This is a genomic window from Enterocloster sp. 210928-DFI.2.20 (assembly GCF_020554465.1).
In the GTDB taxonomy this organism is placed as follows: domain Bacteria; phylum Bacillota; class Clostridia; order Lachnospirales; family Lachnospiraceae; genus Enterocloster; species Enterocloster bolteae.
Genome location: NZ_JAJCHK010000011.1, coordinates 51,236 through 75,338, shown reverse-complemented (window position 1 = coordinate 75,338; position 24,103 = coordinate 51,236). Strand labels below are relative to the sequence as shown.

Here is a 24,103-nt window from a genome sequence, read left to right as displayed (position 1 = left end):
AAACCAAATGAAAACCAAATGAAAAAGGAAATCATTGACATCCTGTAATTTTAGTTATAAAATAAGTACCGGGAATGAAGTTCTCCCTTAGTCTGACTAGAACCGCTTATAAAGCTGATGACTTCTGCATTATGTATTAACGCAGAAATGATCGGCTTTTTCTGCGTTTATAAGGAGGAAAAGGATATGCTGATTAGTATTGCTTTTATGTTGATGCTGGGAATGTTTCTGGGGTGGGTGTGCAGGAAGCTGCGCCTGCCCGGCCTTATGGGGATGATTTTTACCGGGGTTCTTCTGGGTCCCTATGCCCTGAATCTGATTGATGGGTCTATATTGAATATTTCTTCAGAGCTGAGACGGATTGCCCTTATTATTATATTGATGAGGGCAGGGCTTTCCCTGGATTTAAATGACCTTAAAAAGGTGGGGCGCCCGGCCGTGCTCATGTGCTTTCTTCCGGCCTGCTTTGAGATATTGGGAATGGTCCTTCTGGCGCCCCGATTGCTGGGGATTTCGGTTCTCGACGCCGCCATCATGGGAGCTGTGGTGGGAGCGGTGTCCCCGGCTGTCATAGTTCCCAAGATGTTAAAGCTGATTGAAGACGGGTACGGCACGGATAAGGGGATTCCGCAGCTGCTTTTGGCAGGGGCATCCGTGGACGATGTGTTTGTGATTGTGATGTTCACGGCGTTTACGGGCCTGGCCCAGGGCGGGAGCGTATCACCCATAAGCTTTGTTAAGATACCTGTTTCCATTCTGATTGGAAGTTTTATCGGACTGGCGGCCGGCTGGGGGCTGGCCGTATATTTTAAGAGAGTCCATATTCGGGATACGGTCAAGGTCATCATTCTGCTGTGTGTGTCTTTTATCCTGGTGACGTTAGAGGACAGATATTCGGATATTGTGCCCTTTTCCTCCCTGATTTCAGTCATGGGAATCGGAATCGCCCTTCAGAAGAAACGGGAGGAGGCAGCCCGCCGTCTTTCCGTTAAGTTCAATAAGGTGTGGGTCTGTGCCGAAATCATGCTCTTTGTCCTGGTAGGGGCAACTGTAAACATCCATTATGCATTGAGCGCAGGCGTGTGGGCGGTTATACTGATATTCGGCGTGCTGGTTTTCAGGATGGCAGGCGTGTTCTGCTGCCTGGCCGGGACCAGGCTTAATATGAAGGAGCGGGTATTCTGCATGATAGGTTATATGCCAAAAGCTACGGTACAGGCCGCCATAGGCGGGGTGCCTCTGGCCATGGGTCTGGCCTGCGGAGATATCGTGCTGACAGTGGCTGTGCTGGCCATATTGATTACCGCACCTTTGGGAGCTTTTTTGATTGACCTGACCTATAAGCGTTTTTTGCATGAAAGATTATAAGAAAGATCAGAAGAAAGATGAATCCTGCCATTGTGGAGATCAGAACCGCATGGTAAAATGAGAAAAGACTGGTTTGCACAAAGGAGAGGCCAAATGAAGGATGTAAAGAAAATATGCAAAATAGCTGTCATCCAGGCCGCGCCTGTCATGTTTGACAAGGATGCCTGCACACAGAAGGCCGTGGATTTGATTCAGGAGGCATCCCGGAGGGGAGCCCAGCTTATGGTGTTTCCGGAACTGTTCATACCGGGCTACCCTTACGGCATGACATTCGGGTTCCGGGTGGGCAGCCGCAGCGGGGAGGGAAGGCAGGACTGGAAGCTGTATCTGGATAACTCCATTCTGGTTCCCGGGAAAGAGACAGAAAAAATAGGCATGGCTGCGCGGGAAGCAGGGGCTTACGTCAGCATCGGTGTTTCCGAACGGGATGGGGTGACGGGAACGCTTTACAATACAAATCTGTTTTTCTCACCCCGGGGAAGCCTGGTTTGTGTACACAGGAAGTTAAAGCCCACAGGGGCTGAGCGGGTGGTATGGGGGGACGCCGACCGGGGATATTTTCCGGTTGAGGATACGCCCTGGGGGGTGATGGGAAGCCTGATCTGCTGGGAAAGCTATATGCCCCTGGCCAGGGCGGCCCTGTATGAAAAGGGAGTGGCCCTGTATATTTCCCCTAATACAAATGATAATCCGGAATGGCAGTCCACGGTACAGCACATTGCTCTGGAGGGAAGGTGCTATTTCATCAGCTGCGACATGTATATTACAAGAGACATGTATCCTGAAAGCCTGTGCTGCCGGGATGAGATTGACGGGCTGCCGGATACGGTGTGCCGGGGAGGCAGCTGCATTGTGGACCCATACGGGCACTACGTGACAGAGCCGGTGTGGGATAAGGAAGCCGTTATCTATGCGGATCTGGAGATGGACAGGGTAAGCGCCAGCCGGATGGAATTTGATGTCTGCGGCCACTATTCCCGTCCGGATGTGCTGAGGCTTCAGATTGACGACAGATAATCCAGAGGAAAGCAGGTTTTATGGGCGTGAAGACAGAATCAGATACAGGGCAGCATCAGCGGCTGGAGGATGTGAAGAAACTGGCCAGCCGTATTATGCACATGCACTATTGCGAGCATGATATAGAGGGAATCACCTCCTGCTTTTCAGAACAGTTTTCCTGGATGGGGGCTGGGGAGCAGGAGTATTTGTCAGGCCGGAAGGCCTGCGCGGACCACTTCCGCAAATTCAGGGAGAGCATACCTGACTGCAATATATGGGATGAGGAGTACGATGTGGTCTGTCCCATGGAAAACGTGTATGTTGTTATGGGAAGGATGTGGATAGCCACGGATCCCGGCACCCGGATGTACCTGAAAGTACATCAGAGGGTGACCTTTGTATTTCGGGATACGGAGGACGGGCTTACATGCTCCCATATCCACTGCTCCAACCCTTATCAGGAAATGCTGGACGGGGAAAGCTTTCCGGAGAAAATCGGCAGGCAGTCCTATGAGTATGTCCAGGAGCGCCTAAATGCTCTGGAGGAGGAGACAAAACAGCAGAACCGCCAGCTGGAGGTCATCATGTCCTCCATTGCGGGCGGATTAAAGATAAGCAATGACGATGAAACCTACTCCTTTGCATTTGTCAGCAAGGAGGCGGCAGCCCTGTTCGGCTATACCGTGGAGGAATTCATGGAGGTAACCGGGGGGACAGCTGTGGGCAACGTATATCCTCCGGACCTTCCCGGCGCCCTGGCTGACTGTGCCGAGGCGTTCAGGGACGGAAATCTTACATATTCCACCCGTTACAGGGTGCGCTGTAAGGACGGAAGCCTGAAATGGATCATTGACAGCGGAAAAAAAGCCCAGGACGCAGACGGGAACTGGATGGTCAACAGCCTGTACCTGGATGTGACCCGGTCAGAGGAGGACGCCCAGCGCCTGAGGGAGCAGACCCAGCTGCTGACCAGTATTTACGATACGGTTCCATGCGGCATCATCCGTTTTGTCAGGGACATAGAGGGCGGATACCGTCTTGTTTCCATCAACAGGGCCGTCCTGAATCTGATGGGCTACAAGGATATGGAGGAGGGTTTAAACGACTGGCACGACGGCGTCCTGGGAGCTGTGCTGGAGGAGGACCGCCTGATTCTGCAGGAGGCGTACCGCAAACTGAGGGAGATTGGTGACCGGCAGGACCAGGAATACAGGGTCAGGTGGAAGGACGGAAGTATCCACTGGCTGGAGGGGACCAGCATGGTGGTGGGGGTAACTCCCCAGGGTGAGGATATTTTACAGCGCACGGCTGTGGATATCACCCAGCGCAAGATTCTTCAGGAACAGCTGGAGCGGGAGCAGGAGATGTACCGGGTTTCCATGGAGGTCAGTTCAGCCGTCATGTTTGAGTACCGGATGGACGAGGATGTATTTATCAGCTATGAGCCAAAGACAGGACAGGGTGTGCTACGTAACGAACTGAGGGATTACTCCAGGACGCTGCTAAAACGGCAGGTGGTGCACCCGGATGATGTGCCCACAGTCATTGACAATATATGCAACGGCCGATCTGAGGTATTTGAAGTCCGCGTGTCCGTTCCCGGCGGTGAGCCCGGAACCTATATATGGCACAGGGTCAACAGCAGGCTGATGATGGAGAATGGGAAGCCCAGCCGGGTGGTGGGCGCGCTCCACAATATCCATTCCATGAAATCAAAACTGTCAGAGAACAGCGAGCGGCTGTATATGAGCCAGTCAGCGCTTCAGGCCATCAATGGCGTGTATATGAGTATTTTCTATGTGAACCTGCCGGAGGACAGCTATTATGCGGTAAGGCTGCCGGAGGCGCGCGGTGGGGCGGTGCTGCCGAGGAACGGGTGCTACTCCACAGAGCTTTGCAGCTATATCCTGTCCGATGTGGACCAGGCGGACAGAAAACGGGTGATGTCCATCTGTGAGCGTGAATGGCTTCTGGGGGAACTGGCCGGAGGAAACGAACACATTGAGGTGGAGTTCAGGCACGGCTTCTCTCCTCTGTGGCTGCGTCTGGAGGTCCACATGGTTGCCTCCAAGGAGGGCAGGCCCAGGACGGCTATTATAGCCCTGCGCAACATCAGCGCCGAGAAACAGCGGGAATTGGAGTATTATGATGAGGAGAAGAAGGCAAAGCACGCCCTGGAGGAGGCGTATGATTCACTGAACCGGGCCAACCAGGCAAAGTCGGATTTTCTTTCCAGGATGAGCCACGACATCCGCACGCCCATGAATGCAATCATGGGCATGACTGCCATAGCCCAGAGCAATCTTAACAACCGTGATAAGATAGAGGACTGTCTGTCTAAAATCAGTCTCTCGGGCAGCCACCTTCTGGATTTAATCAATAAGGTGCTGGACATGTCGAAAATAGAGTCCGGCAATGTGGGACTGAGCGAAGATGCCTTCTGCCTGGAGGAATTGGTGGAGGAGGTATCCCTTATCGTAAAACCGGATATGGACAGCAAAGGACAGGAACTGTCCATCAGCTTAAAAGAGATAGACCACCATGCCGTATATGGGGACGCGGTCCGGGTCAAACAGATTCTCATTAATCTGCTGTCCAACGCCGTGAAGTACACCTCTGACAGGGGGCATATAGCCGTATCCCTGGAAGAGAAGCTTTCCAGTGAAAGCGGGGTGGGATGCTTTGAGTTTGTGGTGGAGGACGACGGAATCGGCATGGCCCCGGAATTCCTGGAAAAGCTGTTCATGCCCTTTGAACGGGCTGAGGATTCCCGGGTCAGCCAGGTCCAGGGAACGGGACTGGGGCTGGCCATAACCAGGAATCTGGTGCAGATGATGAACGGCACCATCCGGGTGGAAAGCCAGCTGAACAGGGGAACCCGGTTCATTGCCACCATATATCTGAAACTTGCCGGGGAGGAAGATACCGGAGAACGGTCCCAGAACGGAAATACCCCCAGGACCCCGGCTTCATTTCCGCCCGGAACATGTGTGCTGCTTGCAGAGGACAATGAGCTGAACCGTGAAATCGTGGTGGAGCTGTTGTCTATGTTCAACATCACGGCTGTATGCGCTGTCAACGGCCGGGAGGCCGTGGAACGGTTTGAGACAGACCCGCCTGGGACCTACGCCCTTATCCTCATGGATATACAGATGCCGGTTATGGACGGTTACACGGCTGCCAGTGCTATCCGCAGCCTGGGAAAGACCGGCAGGCGGCCGGACGGGACTGGGATTCCCATTATCGCCCTTACGGCAAACGCATTTGCCGACGACGTGTACCGGGCCAAACAGGCGGGAATGGATGAGCATGTAACCAAGCCGCTGGAAATCAGCCGTCTGCTGGAAATCATGCACCGGTACCTGGACGTTCCAGCCCGGAACCGTACAGAATAAAAGTCCGGATTAAAAGTTTGTTAAAGAATGGGCCATCCCCTTGTGTAATCCCGGTTTATCCAATATAATAGGCCGTAAACAGAATTACATGAGGAGAAGACGGATTCCATGGATGACGAATTCGGCGGCACTGCCCCGAAGCATAGATATTTCGATACAATTTACCACATAAGTGGGATAAGGCATGGCTTGCGCACAATTGGGCGCAGGCCGTGTCTTTTTGTTTTTTACCGGCTTGCCCATAAAAGGTGCGCCGTCCATGGATGTTATTCCTGTCCGGACAGAAAGGAAGAATAATGAAGACCGAAGCAAGAAAAATATTTATCATTAACTGCATGTACTTTACAATCCTGCTGCTGGCAGCCTTTGTACTGCTGAAATACGGGCTGCCCATGGTGGCCCCCTTTGTCACTGCGTTTGTGATCGCGTATCTGTTAAGGAGGCCAATCTGCTTTGCGTCAGTCCGTCTGCACATGAACAGGAAGATTACAGCTATTCTTATGGTGCTCCTGTTCTACAGTGTGGCTGGGCTGCTGTTTACCCTTCTCTGCGTCAAGATGTTTTCCAACGGGAAATCGTTGGTGGCAAGCCTGCCGTCGGTTTATGCCAATTATGCGGAACCTGTGTTTACCGGGATTTTCGGAGGCATCGAACAATATCTTCTGCGGATGGACCCGTCTCTCCTTGGGGCCTTAGAGGAGCTGGAGGGACATTTTGTGCAGTCCGCGGGACAGATGGTATCAGGAATCTCCATGTCAGTCATGGGATGGCTTTCCGGCTTCGCCTCATCCCTTCCTGGTATGTTTATCAATCTGCTGCTCATGGTCATTACCACCTTTTTCATTGCGGCTGATTATGAACTGCTGACCGGATTCTGTCTGCGGCAGCTGGGGGAACGGCCCAAGGAGGTATTTATGGAGATACAGTCCTATGTGGTGGGCACCCTTTTTGTGTGTATCCGCTCCTATGCCCTGATTATGACCATTACCTTTGTGGAACTGTCCATTGGACTGACGCTTATTGGGGTGGAGAATTCACTGGTTATTGCGTTTCTTATCGCTGTATTTGACATTCTTCCCGTGCTGGGGACAGGGGGAATCATGATCCCGTGGACGGTCATCACTGCCCTTATGGGCAGCCACGGCCTGGCACTGGGGCTTCTGGTGGTGTATCTGGTCATAACGGTTGTGCGCAATATCATAGAGCCTAAAATTGTAGGGAGCCAGATTGGCCTTCACCCGGTGGTGACGCTGGTGAGCATGTTTGTGGGAGCGCAGCTTTTGGGGGTACTGGGATTATTCGGATTTCCCATTGGCCTGTCCCTGCTGCGCTATCTGAATGAGACAGGGTCCATCCGGCTGTTTAAGACGGCAGGGGAAGAATCGCAGCAGTTATTCCATAAGGAACAGATTTAAAGGAACAGATTGAAAGAACCAGATTTCAGGAACCAGATTTCCTTCCATCACGTATTGCATCCCTGCCGGTATGCTTGGTATAATGGTAGGGATAAGCGGGAGAGGAGGGAATGCAGAAGATTATGACTGAAAAAGAACGGATGTTGTCGGAAAAACTTTATATACCAATGGATGAGGCGCTTGCAGCAGACTGTGCCAGGTCCAGGCGGCTGGTCCGTCTGATTAATGGGACCACGGAAGAACAGGCGGAGTACAGGGTGCAGCTTTTTAAGGAACTGTTTGGCAGGACAGGGGAAAATCTATGGGTGGAGCCGCCTTTTCACTGCGACTACGGCTGCCATATTTCTGTGGGTGAAAATTTCTATGCCAATTTTGACTGTATCATTCTGGATGTATGTGATGTGACCATCGGAGATAATGTATTCCTCGCCCCCAGGGTTTGTATCTATACCGCAGGGCATCCCATCGACGCCGGAGTACGCCGCAGACAGCTGGAATACGGAAAGAAGGTAGTGATTGGGAATGATGTGTGGGTGGGAGGAAATACCGTCATCAATCCCGGAGTCACCATTGGGGACAATGTGGTCATTGGTTCAGGTTCCGTGGTTACGAAGGACATTCCATCCGGCGTCATTGCGGCCGGGAACCCCTGCCGTGTCCTCCGGCCTGTTACAGAGGAGGATACCAGGTACTGGGAGGAGCTTGAAAGAGAATATCGAAGGGACAGAGGAGAGTAAAGACATGGAACAGGAAGGCCAGAAGCATCAGCGCCGTGTGCGCTACAAGGGAACGCATCCCAAACGTTACGAGGAAAAATATAAGGAGCTCCAGCCGGAAAAGTACCCGGAAACCGTGGCAAAGGTCATCCAGAAGGGAAGCACCCCTGTGGGTATGCATATCCCTATCATGGTAAATGAGATACTGGAGTTCCTTCAGATACAGCCGGGCCAGACTGGCCTGGACGCCACCCTGGGATACGGGGGCCATACCAGCAGGATGCTGGAGCGCCTGGAGTCAAAGGGCCATATCTATGCCCTGGATGTGGACTCCATCGAGATGGAAAAGACCAGGCAGCGGCTTGAACATATGGGCTATGGGCCGGAGATACTCACCATCCGGAAACTGAACTTTGCCAATATAGACCAGATAGCCGGAGAATTCGGACCGCTGGATTTTGTGCTGGCAGATTTAGGCGTGTCATCCATGCAGATTGATAATCCGTCCAGAGGCTTTTCTTTTAAGAAAGAAGGCCCCCTGGACCTGCGTCTGGACCCTCTTAAGGGAGAGCCTGCATCAGAGCGGCTGAAGGGTCTTACCCAGGAGGAATTAACAGGCATGCTCATGGAGAATTCCGACGAACCCTACGCAGAGGAGATTGCCCGTACGGTTATGGGTGAAATCAAGCGGGGAAGGGAGGTTGCCACCACCACCAGGCTATATGAGATGGTAGACAGGGCGCTGGCGTTCATTCCGGAGGAGGAACGGAAGGAGGCAGTGAAGAAGTCCTGCCAGAGGACATTTCAGGCCCTGCGCATTGATGTGAACAGCGAATTCGAGGTGTTGTATGAATTTCTGGACAAGCTTCCCGGCGTATTAAAGCCGGGAGGAAGGGCAGCCATCCTGACCTTTCACTCCGGCGAGGACAGGATTGTGAAGAAATCATTTAAGGAAATGTACAGGGCAGGCCTTTACAGCCAGGTTGCCGGGGATGTGATACGTCCTTCGGCAGAGGAGTGCAGGATGAACAGCCGTGCCCATTCCACGAAAATGCGGTGGGCCATAAAAGCAGAAGACAGTAACAGTTAGGCAGAAACAGTTAGGCAGTAACAGTTAGTCAGAGGCAGGGAGGTATCATAATGAAAGCTTTATTTATAGGGGGAACAGGAACCATCAGCACAGCGGTGGCAGCGCTGGCCATGGAGAAAGGATGGGAGGTTACCCTTCTCAACAGGGGTTCCAAACCTGTGCCGGAGGGGATGGAGTCCATGGTTGCGGACATTCACGACGAGGCAGCAGTGGCCCGTATAATGGCGGGCAGGACATATGATGTGGTGGCCCAGTTCATTGCATATGGGGCGGAGGACGTGCAACGCGACATACGGCTCTTCCAGGAAAAGACAAGGCAGTATATCTTTATCAGCAGCGCGTCCGCGTACCAGAAACCAGCGGCAGGCTGTCCCATAACGGAGAGCACGCCTTTAATCAACCCTTACTGGGAATATTCACGTAAAAAGATTGATGCGGAGGAGGTGCTTACGGCAGCATACCGCAAGAATGGATTCCCGGTAACGATTGTGCGCCCCAGCCATACATATGATGGTAAAAAGCCGCCGGTAGCCATACATGGCCATAAGGGAAACTGGCAGATATTAAAGCGGATACTGGAGGGAAAGCCGGTTATCATACCGGGGGACGGCACCTCCCTGTGGACACTGACCCATTCCGCTGATTTTGCCAGGGGGTATGTGGGCCTGATGGGCAATCCCCATGCCATAGGCAATGCCTACCATATTACCAGCGATGAGTCCATGACATGGAACCAGATTTATGAAACGCTGGCAGAGGCATTGGACAGACCTCTTAACGCCCTTCATGTGGCATCTGATTTTCTGGCAGAGCACGGAAAGGAATATGATTTTGCAGGCCAGCTTCTGGGGGATAAGGCGTGTACAGTCCTGTTTGACAACACAAAAATCAAGAGGGCTGTGCCTGATTTTGTATGCACCGTATCCATGGCAGAGGGGATTAGAAGCTCGGTCCGCTATATGATGGACCATCCGGAGAGCCAGACACCGGATCCGCAGTTTGATGCGTGGTGCGACCGGATTGCCGGGGCATGGAAGGCTGCGGATGAGGCATTTGGAAAATAGGGATTGGTTGGGAAACGGTTGGATGCATCAGCAGTGAAAGCGGATATACGGCAGGAGGTCCGGGGCATATGGATGGATGTACATGGTGTCTGTGCAATGAAAAGATGAAGAAATACCACGATGAAGAATGGGGCGTCCCTCTTCATGATGACCACAGGCAGTTTGAGTTTCTCATGATGGAAGTTATGCAGTGCGGGCTGAACTGGAATATGATGATACAGAAACGGGAAATCTTCAGACAGTGCTTTGACGGGTTTGATTACGACAAGATTGCGTCATATGAAGAGGAGGATATTGAACGGATTCTGTCCTGTGAAGGAATGATTAAATCCCGCAGAAAGGTAGAGGCTGTTATCCATAATGCCAGGTGTTTCCAGAAGGTCAGGCAGGAATACGGCTCATTCAGCTCGTACATATGGGGCTTTTCCGGGGGAAAGACCATTCTCTACGCAGGCCATCAAAAGGGAAAAATCCCGGCCCAGAACGCCCTGTCCCAGCAGCTCAGCCAGGATTTGAGGAAACGCGGTTTCAAGTACCTGGGTCCGGTCACGGTTTACTCCCATCTCCAGGCCTGCGGGGTGATTAATGACCATGTGGAAGGATGTTTCCGGTATCATGATTTGATAGAGCATTACCCCACTGTGAAGAAGCGGGATAAGAAGTAGGATGTATCTATAATATTTGTCTGCAACATGGAGATGAAAGGGGTTCCAGGCTGTCCAGGGCTGGGAATCCCTTTTATCCGTATGGGCTGTTTTCTGCGGTCTCCGCCCGGAATTCCTCTGCTTTCTCCATACGACAGAAAAGCTTTAACTGAAATTAAGAATTACTAAAAGAACAAAGGCCCCATGTGTGCTACCATAGAATCATCAGAGATATCAGGGCGGTTGGGGAACCGGAAGCACCTGATGCAAGGAGGAGACTATTATGAAAATGAGATGGCGTGTGGCAGCGGTCATAGTATGTGTGGCGGCGTTGTCTTACTGTGCGGACAACAGGCCCGACCTGACGCTGGCTGAGAAACCGGTGATTTACCTGTACCCGGAACAGGCCCAGGAGGTCAGTGTCAGGCTGGACTATGATGGGAGGCTTACGGACACGATTCCGGCCTACGGGGATGGATGGAAGGTGACGGCCTGGCCGGATGGAAGACTGGTGGATCATAACGACGGGAAGGAATATCCCTATTTGTTCTGGGAAGGAGAAGACCGCACAGCGTATGACATGACGAAAGGGTTTGTGGTTTTGGGAAGCGGGACAGAGGCGTTTCTCAGGGAGAAGCTGGAGCATTTGGGGCTGAAGGAAAAGGAGTATGAAGCATTCATCGAATACTGGCTGCCCAGGATGGAGGGCAATCCTTATAACCTGATTACATTCCAGAAGGAAGCCTATGAGGAGACGGCCGGGCTTTTTATATCGCCAAAGCCGGACAGCATACTGAGGGTATTCATGGTATACATGCCGCTGGAGCAGCCTGTCCAGGCGGAGGAACCGGAGCTAGCCCCCTTTGAGCGCAGGGGCTTCACCGTGGTGGAGTGGGGAGGAAAGGAGATTTTGGCAGAATGAAAGTAACACCTGTTGTTTACTATAAGAAACCCGGATATCCCACCGGGGCTGACATGAAATCCCGTCCCGAACTGCTAAAAAAAGTGCCGCACAGATGGTCTGGGAACGGTGTGGTGCTGACGGCTCTGGGAATGTCCCTGGCATTGTGCGCATGCGCAGCCCGGGGAGATACGGAGCCGGGAGGTGTGAAACCTGGGAATACGGAACCGGGAGTTGGGGAGCCGGAAGATACAGGGGCAGGAGGTGCAGGTCAGGACTACCGGGGCAAAACAGAGGACGGAGAAGCTCATAAGGGGTTGGTGGCTCCTGTATTCATCCACGGGGAGGGGACAGGCGCCTATGGCTGTATAGCGGTGACCGCGCCATTTTTCCTGTCAGAGGAGGAGGCCTGGGAAATTATAAAATCCGAGGCGGAAAGCTACAAAGGGATTACATTTTCCCGGAACACCCCGCCTGTGCTTGAGGATGTAAAACTGCCGGAGAGCCGTCTGTTCAGCGGCAAAACAGAGAAAAAGCAGTCCCTCAGGGACGGTGATTTATGTCTGGACGGAGCGGACGCAGATAATAAGATAGCATTTGAATTCATCTCCCAAGATGATGTGTATGAATGGAGAAAGGAGAATGAGGAAGCCGCGGCCACCTTTACACTCTATGATACAAAGGGCACCGCAGAACAGCTGAGGGAGGAACTGGTTTCCTATGGACCTGACATAGCTCTGGGAATCTTTTATGACCCGTGTAATGATGTGGATATGGAAGGCGCGTATGACGCCATGGCAAAGGCAGAGGAACAGGGGATGACCTTTGACTGGGAAGGAGCCAAGCTGGAACAGGAGGCCATGGCAAGGGCAAAATCAGAGGAGGAGCTGCGCGCCCAGGTGCGCGATTTTCTGGATTGGCTGAAAGGACAGGGGGTAATCTGATGCATGTGACGCTTCACCTGACCAATGCCTGCAACCTGGCCTGCGGATACTGTTATGAGTGTCACCAGAAGGACTATATGACGGCGGAGACTGCCAAAAAGGCGGCTCTTCTGGCAGCCGGGAAAGGGCAGTCCTCCTGCGGCATCGTATTCTTCGGCGGGGAGCCCCTGCTGTGCAGGGATGTGATTTACCGCGCAACAGCTGCCTGCCGGGACATGGAAAACGCCCTGAATACCAGATTCCATTTTAAGATAACTACAAACGGAACGCTTTTAGACCGTGAATTTCTGGACTATTCCAGAAAAAACCGCATATTAATCGCGCTGTCCCATGATGGAACGAAAAGGGCCCATGACTTTTTCCGAAGGCATAAGGACGGAAGGGGCAGCTATGACGAACTGGAGTCCGTGACCGAAGAACTGCTGGCCGCCCACCCTTACGCGCCGGTTATGATGACGGTATGCCCGGAGACAGTTGGCGAGTATGCCAGAGGGATAAAGGAATTGTGGAATAAAGGTTTCCGGTATTTTATATGCAGCCTGAACTATGCAGGGGCATGGGACAAGGGATCCGTCAGCCAGCTGAAATCCCAGTACAGCGAACTTGCGGAATTTTACTATGAAATGACCTGCAGGGAGGAAAAATTCTATTTCAGCCCTTTTGAGGTCAAGATAGCCAGCTGGATTAAGGGGGATGCCTACTGCCATGAGCGCTGCGAGCTGGGCTTAAAGCAGATTTCCGTGGCTCCGGACGGCGTTCTCTATCCCTGTACGCAGTTTGCGGGCCACAGAGGCTATGCCATCGGCACTGTGGATGAGGGCATAGACCAGGCCAAAAGGCAGCGTCTGTATGCGCAGAGCCGGGGAGATAAACCTGAATGTAGCGGCTGCGCGGTAAAACAGCGCTGCAATTGCACCTGCGGGTGCCTGAATTATCAGGTGACAGGAAGCGTCCGACAGGTGGCGCCTATGCTGTGCACCCATGAGCGGTTAATCCTTCCCATTGCGGATAAGCTGGCTGCCCGGCTGTACAGGCAGAGAAACGGAATGTTCATCCAGAAACATTATAACGATATGTTTCCCTTGATTTCCCTGGTGGAGGACAAGACGGGAAAAGGAGGAAAAGAAAAATGAAGACGAGGACAGAGTACACATGTCCTTTGGAACTGACCCATGACATTACCAAGGGAAAATGGAAACCCATCATCCTGTGGCAGTTAGGCCAGGGGCCCCATTCCCTGGCCGGTTTAAAACGGGAGATAAAGGGAATCAGCCAGAAAATGCTCATAGAACAGTTAAGGGAGCTCTGTGATTACGGAATGGTGTCAAAGACATCCTATGAGGGATATCCTTTAAAGGTGGAATACGCGCTGACCAGCAGGGGGACTAAGATGCTGGAAGCAGTGGTTATCATGCAGGGAATCGGAATCGAGATGATGATGGAGGACGGAAAAGAAGAATTCCTGCGCAAAAAGGGATTGCTGGATTAAGGGGGTATCAGACACGCCTTACCCCATGGTTACAAAAAAGTGTGTAATTTACAGAGAGCATCTTTCATGTTAGAGTGTGGCTGAGGGAATGGGGACCGGCAGTATGCGCATTTCCAGAGGTAACAGGAAGAAATATGAAGGGAATATGAGAGGAGGCATTTTCATGAGGGATGCAGAAACAACCATAGGGAATCTGGCGGATAAACAGACCGTGGCCTTTATAGGAGCGGCGGATGAGGAGGGATTTCCCGTTGTCAAGGCCATGCTGGCGCCGCGGAAACGGGAGGGGATAAAGGTGTTCTATTTTACCACCAATACCTCATCCAGACATACAGCGCAGTACCGTGAGAATCCGAAGGCCTGTATCTATTTCTGCGACAGGCGCTTCTTCCGGGGGGCCATGTTAAAGGGAACCATGGAGATACTGGAGGACAGCGAAAGCAAGGAAATGATATGGCGTGAAGGAGATACCATGTATTATCCGGGAGGAGTCACGGACCCGGATTACTGTGTGATGCGTTTTACGGCTGTCTCAGGAAGGTTTTACAGCAATTTTCACTCAGAGGATTTTGAGGTGTAGGCAGAAAATACGTTGTGCCGCCGATACGTCATCCGTCATCTCTGGGGCGGTGTCCGTGACTTAAGAAAGGCCTGGTCTCTGTCAGCTTTTGCAGGGCAGAGGCCCTTTTTTGATCAAAAGGACCGGAGCCAGACGCAGCGGGCCGGCCGGTGAATGCAGATATGCCAATATGCAAAGGCTGCTTTTATCCCCTATTTTATCCGGTATTTTATCCGATATGGGATTACCATGTGATTTTCGCGTAATGCTTGCAGATGATTCCCAGGAAATGTTTGCAGGTGATTCACAGGTGATTTCCGGGTAATGTTCTTCTTGACAAAACTGGAATATCTGGTTATTATGATATTATCAAAAAGATAATAATTAAAAGATAATAACTGTAAAATAATATCTATCCGGTAATAACTGCCTGAGGACAACAGACAATGTCAGCCCCAGGGATTTACGGCAATGCAGCACAATGGCGGATTACACGGATTTCACAGTTTTCACAGGGAGGTAAAACACAATGGTATATACATGGGAAGCACTTAAAAAAGCATACATTGCAGGCCAGCATTTTAAATTTTTATTTTTCTGGGGACACACCCCATCGGCAGACGGGCTTATCACGGAAGCATGTCTGAGCCAGTGGTGGAAATGCAGCTTCACGGCAGACGGCACAGTTTATTCCTGCGCAGAGCAGTTTATGATGGCGGAGAAGGCTAGAATGTTCGGTGACAGGGACATGCTGGGGAACATTATGGAGGCCAGGGAGCCAAAAGCCATGAAAGCCTATGGGAGGGCAGTGAAGAATTTTGACAAGGAAACCTGGGATGCCGCCTGCTATGAACTGGTGCGCAAAGGGAATATGGCAAAATTTTCCCAGAATCCGGAGCTGTGGGAGTTTTTAAAATCCACCAGGAAACGGATTCTGGTGGAGGCCAGTCCAAGGGACCGTATCTGGGGAATCGGTATGGGAAAGAACAACCCGGACGCAGAGTGTCCGCTGAAATGGAAGGGCAGCAACCTGCTGGGGTTTGCCCTGACAGAGGCCAGGGATTTGCTGCTTGAAAAAGAGGAGGGGATGGACTGATATGGGAGAAAAGAAAGAAAACACTCCCTGTCTGCGGGACAGGAACGGTCTGACAGAAGAAGAGTTTCTGAAAAGCTACAATCCCGGTCATTATGCCCGCCCGTCAGTGGCGGCGGATATGGCCATTTTCACGGTGACGGACCAGGAGGAATCCAATTACAGGAAGCTTCCGGAAAAGAACCTAAGCATTCTCCTGATTCAGAGGGGAGGTCATCCCTATCTGGGATGCTGGGCCCTGCCGGGCGGTTTTGTGAGGCCGGAGGAGACAACGGAGCAGGCAGCCAGAAGAGAGCTGAGAGAAGAAACCGGACTGGATTATGGGTATATGGAACAGCTGTACACGTTCAGTGAACCGGGAAGGGATCCCAGAACCTGGGTCATGAGCTGTTCCTATATGGCATTGGTGGACTGCAGCCGGCTTACGATACAGGCCGGTGATGACGCCGACAATGCCAGATGGTTCCGCATTTCCTACAGGCTGACCGATGAACACCGGGATTACAGGCGCAGCCAGGATACCGGGCAGGTGGAGTCAGTGGAACATATACAGCACTATGAACTTAAATTATGGACGGATGATACGGTACTTTGTTCCGGAATTGAGAAGATAACCAGGAAAAACAGACAGGCAGAGACCGTGGAATATAAGATAACGGATAACCGGGGGCTGGCATTTGACCACGCCAGAATCATATCCTGCGCCCTGGAAAGGCTTCGCGGAAAGGTGGAATACACGGGATTGGCCCTGCATCTGATGCCGCAGGAATTTACCCTGACACAGCTGCAGCAGGTATATGAAGTGATTCTGGACAAATGCCTTCTGAAGCCTGCGTTCCGCCGCAAGATAGCTTCTCTGGTGGAGGAAACCGATTCCTTTACGGAACGGGAAGGCCACCGCCCCTCGCGCCTTTACAGGAGGAAATGGGAGGAATTTTAAGATATGGACAGAAAAGCAATTGCAAGACAGACATTGGACATTATGGAAAAGGGCTGGTATGAGACAGAGGGAACTGTGGTGGAAATCAGAGCCCGCCAGCAGGAGTCAGTGAAGAAAAGCGTGCTTTTTACGCCGGAACAGGGGGAGCGGCTGCTGGAGCAATATGAGACGGTTACTAAAAAGACAGCAAAATATAAGTGCTGTACATGGAATTGTTCCACAGTGGATGCCATTCTTAAGCTGGCAGGAGAGAATCAGTGCAGATGCGCTGTCCTTAATTTTGCCAGCGCCAAGAATCCGGGCGGCGGATTTATAAACGGAGCCATGGCCCAGGAGGAAAGCCTGGCTGCCAGCAGCTGCCTCTATAAAACACTTACGGCCCACGAAACGTATTATAGGATGAACCGGGCATGCAGTACCATGATTTATACAGATCACGCCATATTTTCGCCGGATGTGGTGTTTTTCCGGGACGGAAGGTTTGGCCTGCTTAAGGAACCTGTGGAAGCGTCTGTGCTCACCCTTCCGGCTGTCAATATGGGGCAGGTGATCCTGAAGGGGGAAGACAGGGCTTTAGCAGAGCAGTCCATGAAGCGCCGCATGAAGCTGGCCCTTGCCATCTTTGCCTCCCGGGGCTGCCGAAACCTGATACTGGGCGCCTACGGATGCGGCGTATTCCGCAATGATCCGGTTAAGGTGGCGGGCTGGTGGAAGGAGCTTTTGGAGCAGTATTTTCCCGGTGACTTTGACATCATTGTATACGCGGTTTTGGACCGCTCCGCCACCCAGGCGTGTTACAGGGCATTCCGGGATATCTGAAATGTGTGCATGACAGCTGCAGCAGTACCTATTGACTTTTAAAATGAGCCGTAGTATACTTGTCCCAACAATGAAAAGGGGTGCTGGAGTGGAATCCGGCTGAGATGGAATATGTTCTGAACCCTGATACCTGATCTGGATAATGCCAGCGTAGGAAGCCTGCAGAAGATGTGAATTTTTGTAAGTTTTATCCCGCCCGGACTATCCGGACGGGATTTTTTATTCCGTATGATTTGAAGAGAAAAGGAGAAATAATATGAACGCAAGCGTAGCAATCCAGTCACTTCCCAAGGCAGCAAATGACGAAGAATTAATCCGTATCGTGGACCAGGTCATCGACTACATCAAGAGTACGGGGTTAAACTATTATGTAGGTCCCTTTGAGACAACCATTGAAGGGGATTATGACCAGCTGATGGATATTGTAAAAGAGTGCCAGCATATTGCAGTCAGGGCAGGGGCGCCCTCAGTGGCTGCATACATTAAGGTTTCTTACCACCCCGAAGGAGATGTGCTTACCATTGAAAAGAAAGTCACCAAGCATCACCAGTAAACTGTGGTCTGTTTCAGCCATCTTCTCTATCCTTATCCTGTGGCAGCTTTCTGTATCCCTTGGTCTGGTGGAGGGATTTATGCTGCCTTCACCGGTCCAGGTAGCAGAGGCGTTTATAAAGGAATTCCCGGCCCTTATGGAGAATGCCAGGATTACACTGACCGAGGCAGGGATGGGACTTGTTTTGGGAATTGCCACGGGCTTTGGGGCGGCCGTGCTGATGGACCGGTTTGACAAGGCATACAAGGCATTTTATCCCATCATTGTACTGACCCAGACAGTGCCGGCTGTGGCCATTGCGCCTCTTCTGGTACTGTGGTTTGGCTATGAAATGACTCCCAAGGTCATACTCATTGTGATTACCACTTTTTTCCCCATAACGGTGGGGCTGCTCACCGGATTCAGGGCAGCGGACCCGGATGCTGTGAACCTGCTAAAGGCCATGGGAGCGGGCCGGTTCCAGATATTTTGCTATATCAAGCTGCCGGGTGCCATGGGCCAGTTCTTTTCCAGTCTCAAGATATCAGCCTCCTATGCAGTGGTGGGAGCCGTGATTTCTGAGTGGCTGGGCGGATTTGGCGGACTGGGCGTATACATGACAAGGGTTAAGAAGGCATTTTCCTTTGACAAGATGTTCGCGGTGATTTTCCTGATATCGGCCATCAGTTTAATTCTGATGTGGGCCGTGGAACTGCTTCAGAAAAAATGTATGCCATGGGAAACCAGTCAAAAACAGAAATAGAACATGGAACAGATATCCAGCGTTTCATTAAGAGGAGAGATTGAAAATGAAAAATAAGTGCGCAAGTATGCTGCTGGCCTCCCTGTGCCTGGGCGTACTTCTCACCGGGTGCGGCAAGGCTCCGGATTCAGGAGAGAATACCGCCCCTGTCCAGGCGGCGAAACAGGATGTAAGAAAGCTGACATTTGTCCTGGACTGGACGCCTAACACCAACCACACAGGCATCTATGTTGCCCGGGAAAAGGGCTATTTTAAGGATGCCGGCCTGGAGGTGGAGATTGTGCAGCCGCCGGAAAACGGGGCAGAGGTGCTGGCTGCCTCCGGAAAGGCTCAGTTTGCGATGTCCTTCCAGGACAGCCTGGCGCCGGCGTTTTCAGGGGATAATCCCCTTCCGGTGACAGCTGTGGCAGGCGTCATACAGCACAATACATCAGGTATTATATCCAGAAGGGGCGAGGGTATGGACCGCCCAAAGGGACTGGAGGGGAAAAAGTATGCCACCTGGGACCTTCCTGTGGAAAAGGCGACCATTAAGGATGTGATGGAAGCAGACGGAGGGGATTTTGATAAGGTGGAACTCATTCCCAGCACCGTGACGGACGAGGTGACGGCGCTGAAGACAAAATCCGTGGATGCCATATGGATTTTTTATGCATGGGCAGGAGTCAAGACAGAGCTGGAAGGTCTGGAAACTGACTACTTTGCGTTTGCGGACTTGGATCCTGTATTTGATTTTTATACGCCGGTTATCATAGCCAACAATACATTCCTCGCAGAGGAGCCGGAGACAGCCAGGGCGTTTCTGGACGCTGTCAGCAGGGGATACGAGTTTGCGATAGAACATCCCCGTGAGGCAGGGGAGATTCTGTGCAAGGCAGCTCCGGAGCTGGACCCGGAGCTGGTAAAAGCCAGCCAGGAATACCTGGCGGACAAGTACCAGGCGGATGCGCCCCAATGGGGATATATTGACCAGGAGCGCTGGGATGCATATTACGCATGGCTGAATGAAAAAGGGCTTACGGAAACGCCCATTGAGGCGGGAACAGGATGTTCCAATGAATACCTTCCGTAAGGCCGGGGACGGCAGTGCTGTGCCAGGAGGAGAACATGGAGCAACTAAAGGTAGAGGGAATCTCAAAATCCTTTGACGGGGAGCCGGTGCTGGCGGATATATCCATCACCCTGAATAAGGGGGAGCTGGTGTCTCTGCTGGGAATCAGCGGAGGCGGAAAGACCACCCTTTTTAACATTATTGCTGGTCTGTCAAGGCCGGACACAGGGCATGTCCTTCTGGACGGAGAGGACGTAACCGGATGCCCCGGGCGGGTGAGCTATATGCTGCAGAAGGACCTGCTCCTTCCCTACCGGACCATAGAGGACAATGTGGCCCTTCCTCTGATTGTAAAAGGAATGAAGAAGAGGGAGGCACGGGAGGCTGCCTTTCCCTATTTCCGGCAGTTCGGCCTGGAGGGCACCCAGAAAAAGTATCCGGCCCAGCTGTCCGGGGGCATGCGCCAGAGGGCGGCTCTGCTTCGGACGTATCTGTTTTCCGGCAGCGTGGCCCTGTTGGATGAGCCATTTTCCGCACTGGATATGCTGACCAAAAAATCCGTCCATAACTGGTATCTGAAGGTGATGGACGAAATCCATCTGTCCACCCTGTTTATTACCCACGACATTGACGAGGCCATATTGCTGTCCGACCGGATTTACCTGCTGACAGGCAGGCCCGGAAGGATAACGGAGGAACTTATCATAAAAGAGACAAAGCCCAGGGACAGGGATTTCGGCCTTACGGAAGAATTTCTGGAATATAAGAGGCATATACTGAGACATCTTGAAACCACCGCCTGAAAAATGAGGAGCCATGATAATGGTTCCTTATTTTATTGCGGTATTTTTAATCCGGCATTTTACGATAAGGTTGACGGGGACAGGTAAAGAAGATTATAATTAATATATTTCAATGAAAAGCTGCGTGCGGAAAAGAGGTACTTGCATGAGTACGAAAGGAAGCAGTGAGAAGACAAGCATCTATATCATAGACAGGGATTACAGGCTGGTGCATTTCAACGATGCCCTGAAGCGGCGGTTTAAGGATGTGCGCTGCGGTGACGTCTGTTATGAGAAGCTGTGCGGAGAGGACCGGCCCTGCCAGGGCTGTCCGCTGAATCGGGATTCGGACGGGGCTGTCATGTTTTATAATAAAGCGATCCAGCAGTGGGTGGAGGTGAGTTCCGGGAACATGGACTGGCCGGGCCTGGGGCCCTGCCGGGTGATTCTGGTGCGGGAAATCAATGAGGGCAACAAGAATCTCTTTTACAATCTTACCAGTATTTCTGCCTATGACGAATTGTTTGAGTTGAATTTTACCAGGGACTATTATAAGATACTGTACCATCAGGAAGGAAAGTATGTGATTCCTGCGCCGGAGGGAACCTTAAGCTCCATGGTGCAGGAGGTATCGGAACATATGATTCACCCGGAGGACGCCCGGCGTTTTTTGGAATTCTGGGAGCCGGGGCGCATTGCATCGTGCCTGTCGGACCAGCACGCAAGCCGTATCCTTAAAGGTGAGTTCCGCAAACGGAAGGTGGATGGAACCTGGTGCTGGGTGGCGCAGATTGTGGTGCCTATTTTAAGCGGCGCTGAGGACGAGGACATCGTCATGTGCTTTATCCAGGACATCGACGAACAGAAACGCAGGGAAGAATCCTTGGCCCTGGGAAATCAGTTGACAGAGGAGGGCTTAGATCCCATTACCGGACTTTGCAGGAGGCCGGTGTTTTTCAGGCAGTCGGCTGCCTTTCTTAAACATGTGAAAAATCCTGAAGATTACTGCCTTATGGCTATTGATATTGAGCATTTCAAGCTTTTTAATGACTGGTACGGACAGGAGGCGGGGGACCGCCTTCTGGCCATGATAGGAGAACTTCTGAACAAGACGCAGTCGGAGGAGGGCGGCCTTGCCGGATATATGGGCGGAGACGATTTCGTTATACTTCTACCTGATTCGCCTGCTGTCCTGCGCAGGCTGCAGGAGGAGATAACCAGGTATATGAAGGAGCAAGGCGGTACAGCCGGATTCCTTCCGGCCTTTGGCATCTATGGTATTGACGGCGGGGGCCTTGCTGTCAGCAATATGTACGACCTGGCTGTTATAGCCCTGTCGTCTGTGAAGGGCAATTACGCCCAGAGGGTCAGCCGGTATGACAGCCGCATGAAGCAGAAGCTGGAGGAGGACCACAGGCTTCTCTCTGAGATACAGCGGGCCCTGGAAAACGGCGAGATTACCTTCTATGCCCAGCCCAAGTGCAACATGAGGACAGGAAAGATTGTGGGGCTTGAATCTCTGGTGCGCTGGAATCACCCGGAGCGGGGCCTCATAGCTCCGGGGGTGTTCATCCCGCTTTTGGAGAATAATGGTCTGGTGACAAAGCTGGATCTGTATGTCTGGGAGGAAGTCTGTAGAAATGTAAAGAAATGGATAGACAGCGGCCGCAAACCGGTCCCCATATCGGTCAACGTATCCAGGATAGACATATATACCCTGAACGTGACCCGTGTATTCCAGGAACTCATCAGCCGTTACTGCCTGGATCCAAGGCTTATAGAGATCGAAATTACGGAGAGCGCCTATGTGGAGGAGTACAAGGTTATAACAGCCGTGGTGGAGGAACTGCGGTCCGCGGGCTTTACCGTGCTGATGGATGATTTTGGCAGCGGTTACTCCTCCCTTAACATGCTTAAAGATGTGAATGTAGATGTCCTGAAAATTGATATGAAATTTCTGGACATGGACCACGAAAGCGTGGGTAAGGGCATGGGAATCCTGGAGGCAATCACCCGCATGGCCAATATTGTGGGCATCCGTATGATTGCAGAGGGGGTTGAGAGCAAAGAGCAGATGGAGCTGCTTCAGGATATGGGCTGCACCTATGGACAGGGATATTATTTCTACCATCCCATGCCCATTGAGGTTTTTGAGCAGATCCTGTCAGATGAGGCCAACATTGACTTCAGGGGAATCAAGGCGCGACAGATTGAGCGAATCCGCCTTCAGGAGCTGATGAACGGGGACATGGTGAGCGATGCCATGATGAACAACATATTGGGCGCTGTTGCATTTTACGACCTATACGATGGAAGGCTGGAGCTGCTTCGGGTCAATGAGCAGTACTGTTCCGTCACCCGGACCACAGGCATGGACCTGGAGGAGGTGCGCAAAACCATTCTGGGCACCGTATTTGAAGATGACCGGGACCAGGTGATGGAAATATTCAGCCGGGCCAGGCAGAATCCTATAAAGGGGGCGGAGGGGGAACTGCGCAGCAGGCGGGGGGACGGCACCTCCATGTGGATGCATCTGAGGGTATTCTTCCTCAGGGAGCAGGACGGCCACTGGCTTTACTACGGGGCCATAAGCGACATATCCCAGCAAAAGCAAAGGGAGCAGCAGCTGGAGGCCTCCCAGCGCGCCCTGTCATCCGCGGTACATATATCAGAAAAGGACGAGTCCTTCATGACGCTGACCGAAGAGAACCGCAGGGCCGCAGCCGCCATCTTTGCCCAGATGACGCCCGGAGGCATGATAGGAGGCTACTGCGAGGAAGGATTTCCGCTGTATTTTGCCAATCATGAGATGGTAAAGCTGCTGGGCTATGAAACCTTTGAGGAGCTGTCAGAGGCAATCCGGGGAAAGGTGGTCAATACCATCCATCCTGATGACCGGCAGCGGGTGGCGGCAGACATAGGCCCGCGATATTACACCGGCCTGGAATACACCACCACCTACCGCATGCCCAAGAAGGACGGCACCTGGTTCTGGACCCTGGACAAGGGCCGTGTCATCGAGGCGGAGGACGGCCGCCTGGCCATCATCAGCGCATGCACGGACATCTCCGAGAGCATGGAAGCCCAGCGCCTGTTAAGGGAGCGCAACAGCGCTCTGGCCAGGGAAAATGCAGAGTTAAACATTCTCAACAACGACATGCCCGGCGGATACCACCGCTGCGCCAGGACAAAGGACTTTGACTTCACTTATATCAGCAGCCGTTTCCTTGAGATATTTGGTTACAGCCGGCAGCAGATAAAGGATCTGTTTGACAACAAATTTATCAACATGATACATCCGGAGGACCGCCGGAGAGTCACCGGAGAGGTAGACTGCCTGGCCTGCCAGGTAAGCTGCGGCATCATGGTTTACCGCATGCAAAGCTCACGGGGCTACATCTGGATTATGGACCAGACCAACTACCTGATTTACGAAGACAGGGAATACCTTCAGGGAGTGGTCACCGATCTTTCCGAGCTTCAGAGAATCATGGATTCAACCAAATCAATCAAACTGCCGTGACGCAAAAGACGGACCA

At 52.1% G+C, this 24,103-nt stretch carries 21 protein-coding genes and 2 riboswitches; all 21 genes read left to right on the top strand.

Annotated elements, in window-relative coordinates; all coding sequences use genetic code 11:
* Positions 1 to 61: 61 nt before the first annotated feature.
* Positions 62 to 134: riboswitch (Fluoride riboswitch) on the top strand.
* A gap of 52 nt (positions 135 to 186) precedes the next feature.
* The 21 genes from LI015_RS12055 to LI015_RS11955 all read left to right on the top strand — a co-directional run bounded on the left by LI015_RS12055 (position 187) and on the right by LI015_RS11955 (position 24,087).
* Positions 187 to 1,368 (top strand): cation:proton antiporter, encoded by a 1,182-nt coding sequence (locus LI015_RS12055; RefSeq protein WP_119205019.1) that lies wholly within the window; start codon positions 187 to 189, stop codon positions 1,366 to 1,368.
* Between the two features lie 93 nt (positions 1,369 to 1,461).
* Positions 1,462 to 2,385, top strand: a complete 924-nt coding sequence (locus LI015_RS12050; RefSeq protein WP_227125146.1) for a carbon-nitrogen hydrolase family protein — start codon at positions 1,462 to 1,464, stop codon at positions 2,383 to 2,385.
* A 20-nt stretch (positions 2,386 to 2,405) separates the two neighbouring features.
* The gene (locus LI015_RS12045) at positions 2,406 to 5,762 is read left to right on the top strand and encodes an ATP-binding protein (protein ID WP_002571251.1); all 3,357 of its coding nucleotides are present in this window, start codon (positions 2,406 to 2,408) and stop codon (positions 5,760 to 5,762) included.
* Positions 5,763 to 6,058: 296 nt separating this feature from the next.
* Positions 6,059 to 7,177 (top strand): sporulation integral membrane protein YtvI, encoded by a 1,119-nt coding sequence (gene ytvI, locus LI015_RS12040; protein ID WP_002569508.1) that lies wholly within the window; start codon positions 6,059 to 6,061, stop codon positions 7,175 to 7,177.
* A 110-nt stretch (positions 7,178 to 7,287) separates the two neighbouring features.
* A complete protein-coding gene (locus tag LI015_RS28730; RefSeq protein ID WP_002569507.1) occupies positions 7,288 to 7,914 on the top strand; it encodes a sugar O-acetyltransferase in 627 nt (208 codons plus the stop codon).
* A gap of 4 nt (positions 7,915 to 7,918) precedes the next feature.
* Entirely contained in the window at positions 7,919 to 8,983 is a 1,065-nt protein-coding gene (gene rsmH, locus LI015_RS12030; RefSeq protein WP_002569506.1) for a 16S rRNA (cytosine(1402)-N(4))-methyltransferase RsmH, read from the top strand.
* A 50-nt stretch (positions 8,984 to 9,033) separates the two neighbouring features.
* Complete coding sequence (locus tag LI015_RS12025; RefSeq protein ID WP_227125144.1) at positions 9,034 to 10,047, top strand: SDR family oxidoreductase; 1,014 nt, start codon at positions 9,034 to 9,036, stop codon at positions 10,045 to 10,047.
* Between the two features lie 68 nt (positions 10,048 to 10,115).
* Positions 10,116 to 10,712, top strand: a complete 597-nt coding sequence (locus LI015_RS12020; protein WP_002569504.1) for a DNA-3-methyladenine glycosylase I — start codon at positions 10,116 to 10,118, stop codon at positions 10,710 to 10,712.
* Positions 10,713 to 10,974: 262 nt separating this feature from the next.
* Positions 10,975 to 11,613 (top strand): hypothetical protein, encoded by a 639-nt coding sequence (locus tag LI015_RS12015; RefSeq protein ID WP_227125142.1) that lies wholly within the window; start codon positions 10,975 to 10,977, stop codon positions 11,611 to 11,613.
* Positions 11,610 to 12,536, top strand: coding sequence for a hypothetical protein (locus LI015_RS12010; protein ID WP_227125140.1), 927 nt, complete (start codon positions 11,610 to 11,612; stop codon positions 12,534 to 12,536). The genes LI015_RS12015 and LI015_RS12010 overlap by 4 nt, the downstream gene beginning before the upstream one ends.
* Positions 12,536 to 13,669 carry a radical SAM/SPASM domain-containing protein gene (locus LI015_RS12005; protein ID WP_002571246.1) on the top strand — a complete coding sequence of 378 codons (1,134 nt, stop codon included), beginning with the start codon at positions 12,536 to 12,538 and terminating at the stop codon, positions 13,667 to 13,669. The genes LI015_RS12010 and LI015_RS12005 overlap by 1 nt, the downstream gene beginning before the upstream one ends.
* Positions 13,666 to 14,025, top strand: a complete 360-nt coding sequence (locus LI015_RS12000) for a winged helix-turn-helix transcriptional regulator (protein WP_002569500.1) — start codon at positions 13,666 to 13,668, stop codon at positions 14,023 to 14,025. Before LI015_RS12005 ends, LI015_RS12000 begins: the two co-directional genes overlap by 4 nt.
* A gap of 163 nt (positions 14,026 to 14,188) precedes the next feature.
* On the top strand, positions 14,189 to 14,605 hold the full coding sequence (locus LI015_RS11995) for a pyridoxamine 5'-phosphate oxidase family protein (RefSeq protein ID WP_002569499.1): 417 nt from the start codon (positions 14,189 to 14,191) through the stop codon (positions 14,603 to 14,605).
* A gap of 508 nt (positions 14,606 to 15,113) precedes the next feature.
* Positions 15,114 to 15,680: an NADAR family protein gene (locus tag LI015_RS11990; RefSeq protein ID WP_002571244.1), complete on the top strand. Its 567-nt coding sequence runs from the start codon at positions 15,114 to 15,116 to the stop codon at positions 15,678 to 15,680.
* Position 15,681: 1 nt separating this feature from the next.
* On the top strand, positions 15,682 to 16,617 hold the full coding sequence (locus LI015_RS11985) for an NUDIX hydrolase (protein ID WP_002571243.1): 936 nt from the start codon (positions 15,682 to 15,684) through the stop codon (positions 16,615 to 16,617).
* A gap of 3 nt (positions 16,618 to 16,620) precedes the next feature.
* Positions 16,621 to 17,436 carry a TIGR02452 family protein gene (locus tag LI015_RS11980; protein WP_227125138.1) on the top strand — a complete coding sequence of 272 codons (816 nt, stop codon included), beginning with the start codon at positions 16,621 to 16,623 and terminating at the stop codon, positions 17,434 to 17,436.
* Between the two features lie 66 nt (positions 17,437 to 17,502).
* Positions 17,503 to 17,612, top strand: a riboswitch (TPP riboswitch).
* A gap of 80 nt (positions 17,613 to 17,692) precedes the next feature.
* Entirely contained in the window at positions 17,693 to 17,989 is a 297-nt protein-coding gene (locus LI015_RS11975) for a thiamine-binding protein (RefSeq protein ID WP_002569495.1), read from the top strand.
* Positions 17,958 to 18,731 carry an ABC transporter permease gene (locus LI015_RS11970; RefSeq protein WP_119205016.1) on the top strand — a complete coding sequence of 258 codons (774 nt, stop codon included), beginning with the start codon at positions 17,958 to 17,960 and terminating at the stop codon, positions 18,729 to 18,731. Before LI015_RS11975 ends, LI015_RS11970 begins: the two co-directional genes overlap by 32 nt.
* A 46-nt stretch (positions 18,732 to 18,777) precedes the next feature.
* Entirely contained in the window at positions 18,778 to 19,803 is a 1,026-nt protein-coding gene (locus tag LI015_RS11965; protein ID WP_227125130.1) for an ABC transporter substrate-binding protein, read from the top strand.
* Between the two features lie 35 nt (positions 19,804 to 19,838).
* Complete coding sequence (locus tag LI015_RS11960; RefSeq protein ID WP_117626326.1) at positions 19,839 to 20,585, top strand: ABC transporter ATP-binding protein; 747 nt, start codon at positions 19,839 to 19,841, stop codon at positions 20,583 to 20,585.
* Between the two features lie 145 nt (positions 20,586 to 20,730).
* On the top strand, positions 20,731 to 24,087 hold the full coding sequence (locus LI015_RS11955; RefSeq protein ID WP_118019142.1) for an EAL domain-containing protein: 3,357 nt from the start codon (positions 20,731 to 20,733) through the stop codon (positions 24,085 to 24,087).
* The last annotated feature ends 16 nt before the right edge of the window (positions 24,088 to 24,103 follow it).

Bases quoted from the DNA above. Each gene is read 5' to 3' on its own strand.
- LI015_RS11960 (WP_117626326.1), top strand. From the start codon at position 19,839: ATGGAGCAACTAAAGGTAGAGGGAATCTCAAAATCCTTTGACGGGGAG.
- LI015_RS11955 (WP_118019142.1), top strand. From the start codon at position 20,731: ATGAGTACGAAAGGAAGCAGTGAGAAGACAAGCATCTATATCATAGAC.
- LI015_RS12005 (WP_002571246.1), top strand. From the start codon at position 12,536: ATGCATGTGACGCTTCACCTGACCAATGCCTGCAACCTGGCCTGCGGA.
- LI015_RS12000 (WP_002569500.1), top strand. From the start codon at position 13,666: ATGAAGACGAGGACAGAGTACACATGTCCTTTGGAACTGACCCATGAC.
- LI015_RS11980 (WP_227125138.1), top strand. From the start codon at position 16,621: ATGGACAGAAAAGCAATTGCAAGACAGACATTGGACATTATGGAAAAG.
- LI015_RS12055 (WP_119205019.1), top strand. From the start codon at position 187: ATGCTGATTAGTATTGCTTTTATGTTGATGCTGGGAATGTTTCTGGGG.
- LI015_RS11965 (WP_227125130.1), top strand. From the start codon at position 18,778: ATGAAAAATAAGTGCGCAAGTATGCTGCTGGCCTCCCTGTGCCTGGGC.
- LI015_RS11990 (WP_002571244.1), top strand. From the start codon at position 15,114: ATGGTATATACATGGGAAGCACTTAAAAAAGCATACATTGCAGGCCAG.
- LI015_RS11995 (WP_002569499.1), top strand. From the start codon at position 14,189: ATGAGGGATGCAGAAACAACCATAGGGAATCTGGCGGATAAACAGACC.
- LI015_RS12025 (WP_227125144.1), top strand. From the start codon at position 9,034: ATGAAAGCTTTATTTATAGGGGGAACAGGAACCATCAGCACAGCGGTG.
- ytvI (WP_002569508.1), top strand. From the start codon at position 6,059: ATGAAGACCGAAGCAAGAAAAATATTTATCATTAACTGCATGTACTTT.
- LI015_RS12015 (WP_227125142.1), top strand. From the start codon at position 10,975: ATGAAAATGAGATGGCGTGTGGCAGCGGTCATAGTATGTGTGGCGGCG.
- LI015_RS11985 (WP_002571243.1), top strand. From the start codon at position 15,682: ATGGGAGAAAAGAAAGAAAACACTCCCTGTCTGCGGGACAGGAACGGT.
- LI015_RS12050 (WP_227125146.1), top strand. From the start codon at position 1,462: ATGAAGGATGTAAAGAAAATATGCAAAATAGCTGTCATCCAGGCCGCG.
- LI015_RS12045 (WP_002571251.1), top strand. From the start codon at position 2,406: ATGGGCGTGAAGACAGAATCAGATACAGGGCAGCATCAGCGGCTGGAG.
- LI015_RS11975 (WP_002569495.1), top strand. From the start codon at position 17,693: ATGAACGCAAGCGTAGCAATCCAGTCACTTCCCAAGGCAGCAAATGAC.
- LI015_RS12020 (WP_002569504.1), top strand. From the start codon at position 10,116: ATGGATGGATGTACATGGTGTCTGTGCAATGAAAAGATGAAGAAATAC.
- LI015_RS12010 (WP_227125140.1), top strand. From the start codon at position 11,610: ATGAAAGTAACACCTGTTGTTTACTATAAGAAACCCGGATATCCCACC.
- rsmH (WP_002569506.1), top strand. From the start codon at position 7,919: ATGGAACAGGAAGGCCAGAAGCATCAGCGCCGTGTGCGCTACAAGGGA.
- LI015_RS28730 (WP_002569507.1), top strand. From the start codon at position 7,288: ATGCAGAAGATTATGACTGAAAAAGAACGGATGTTGTCGGAAAAACTT.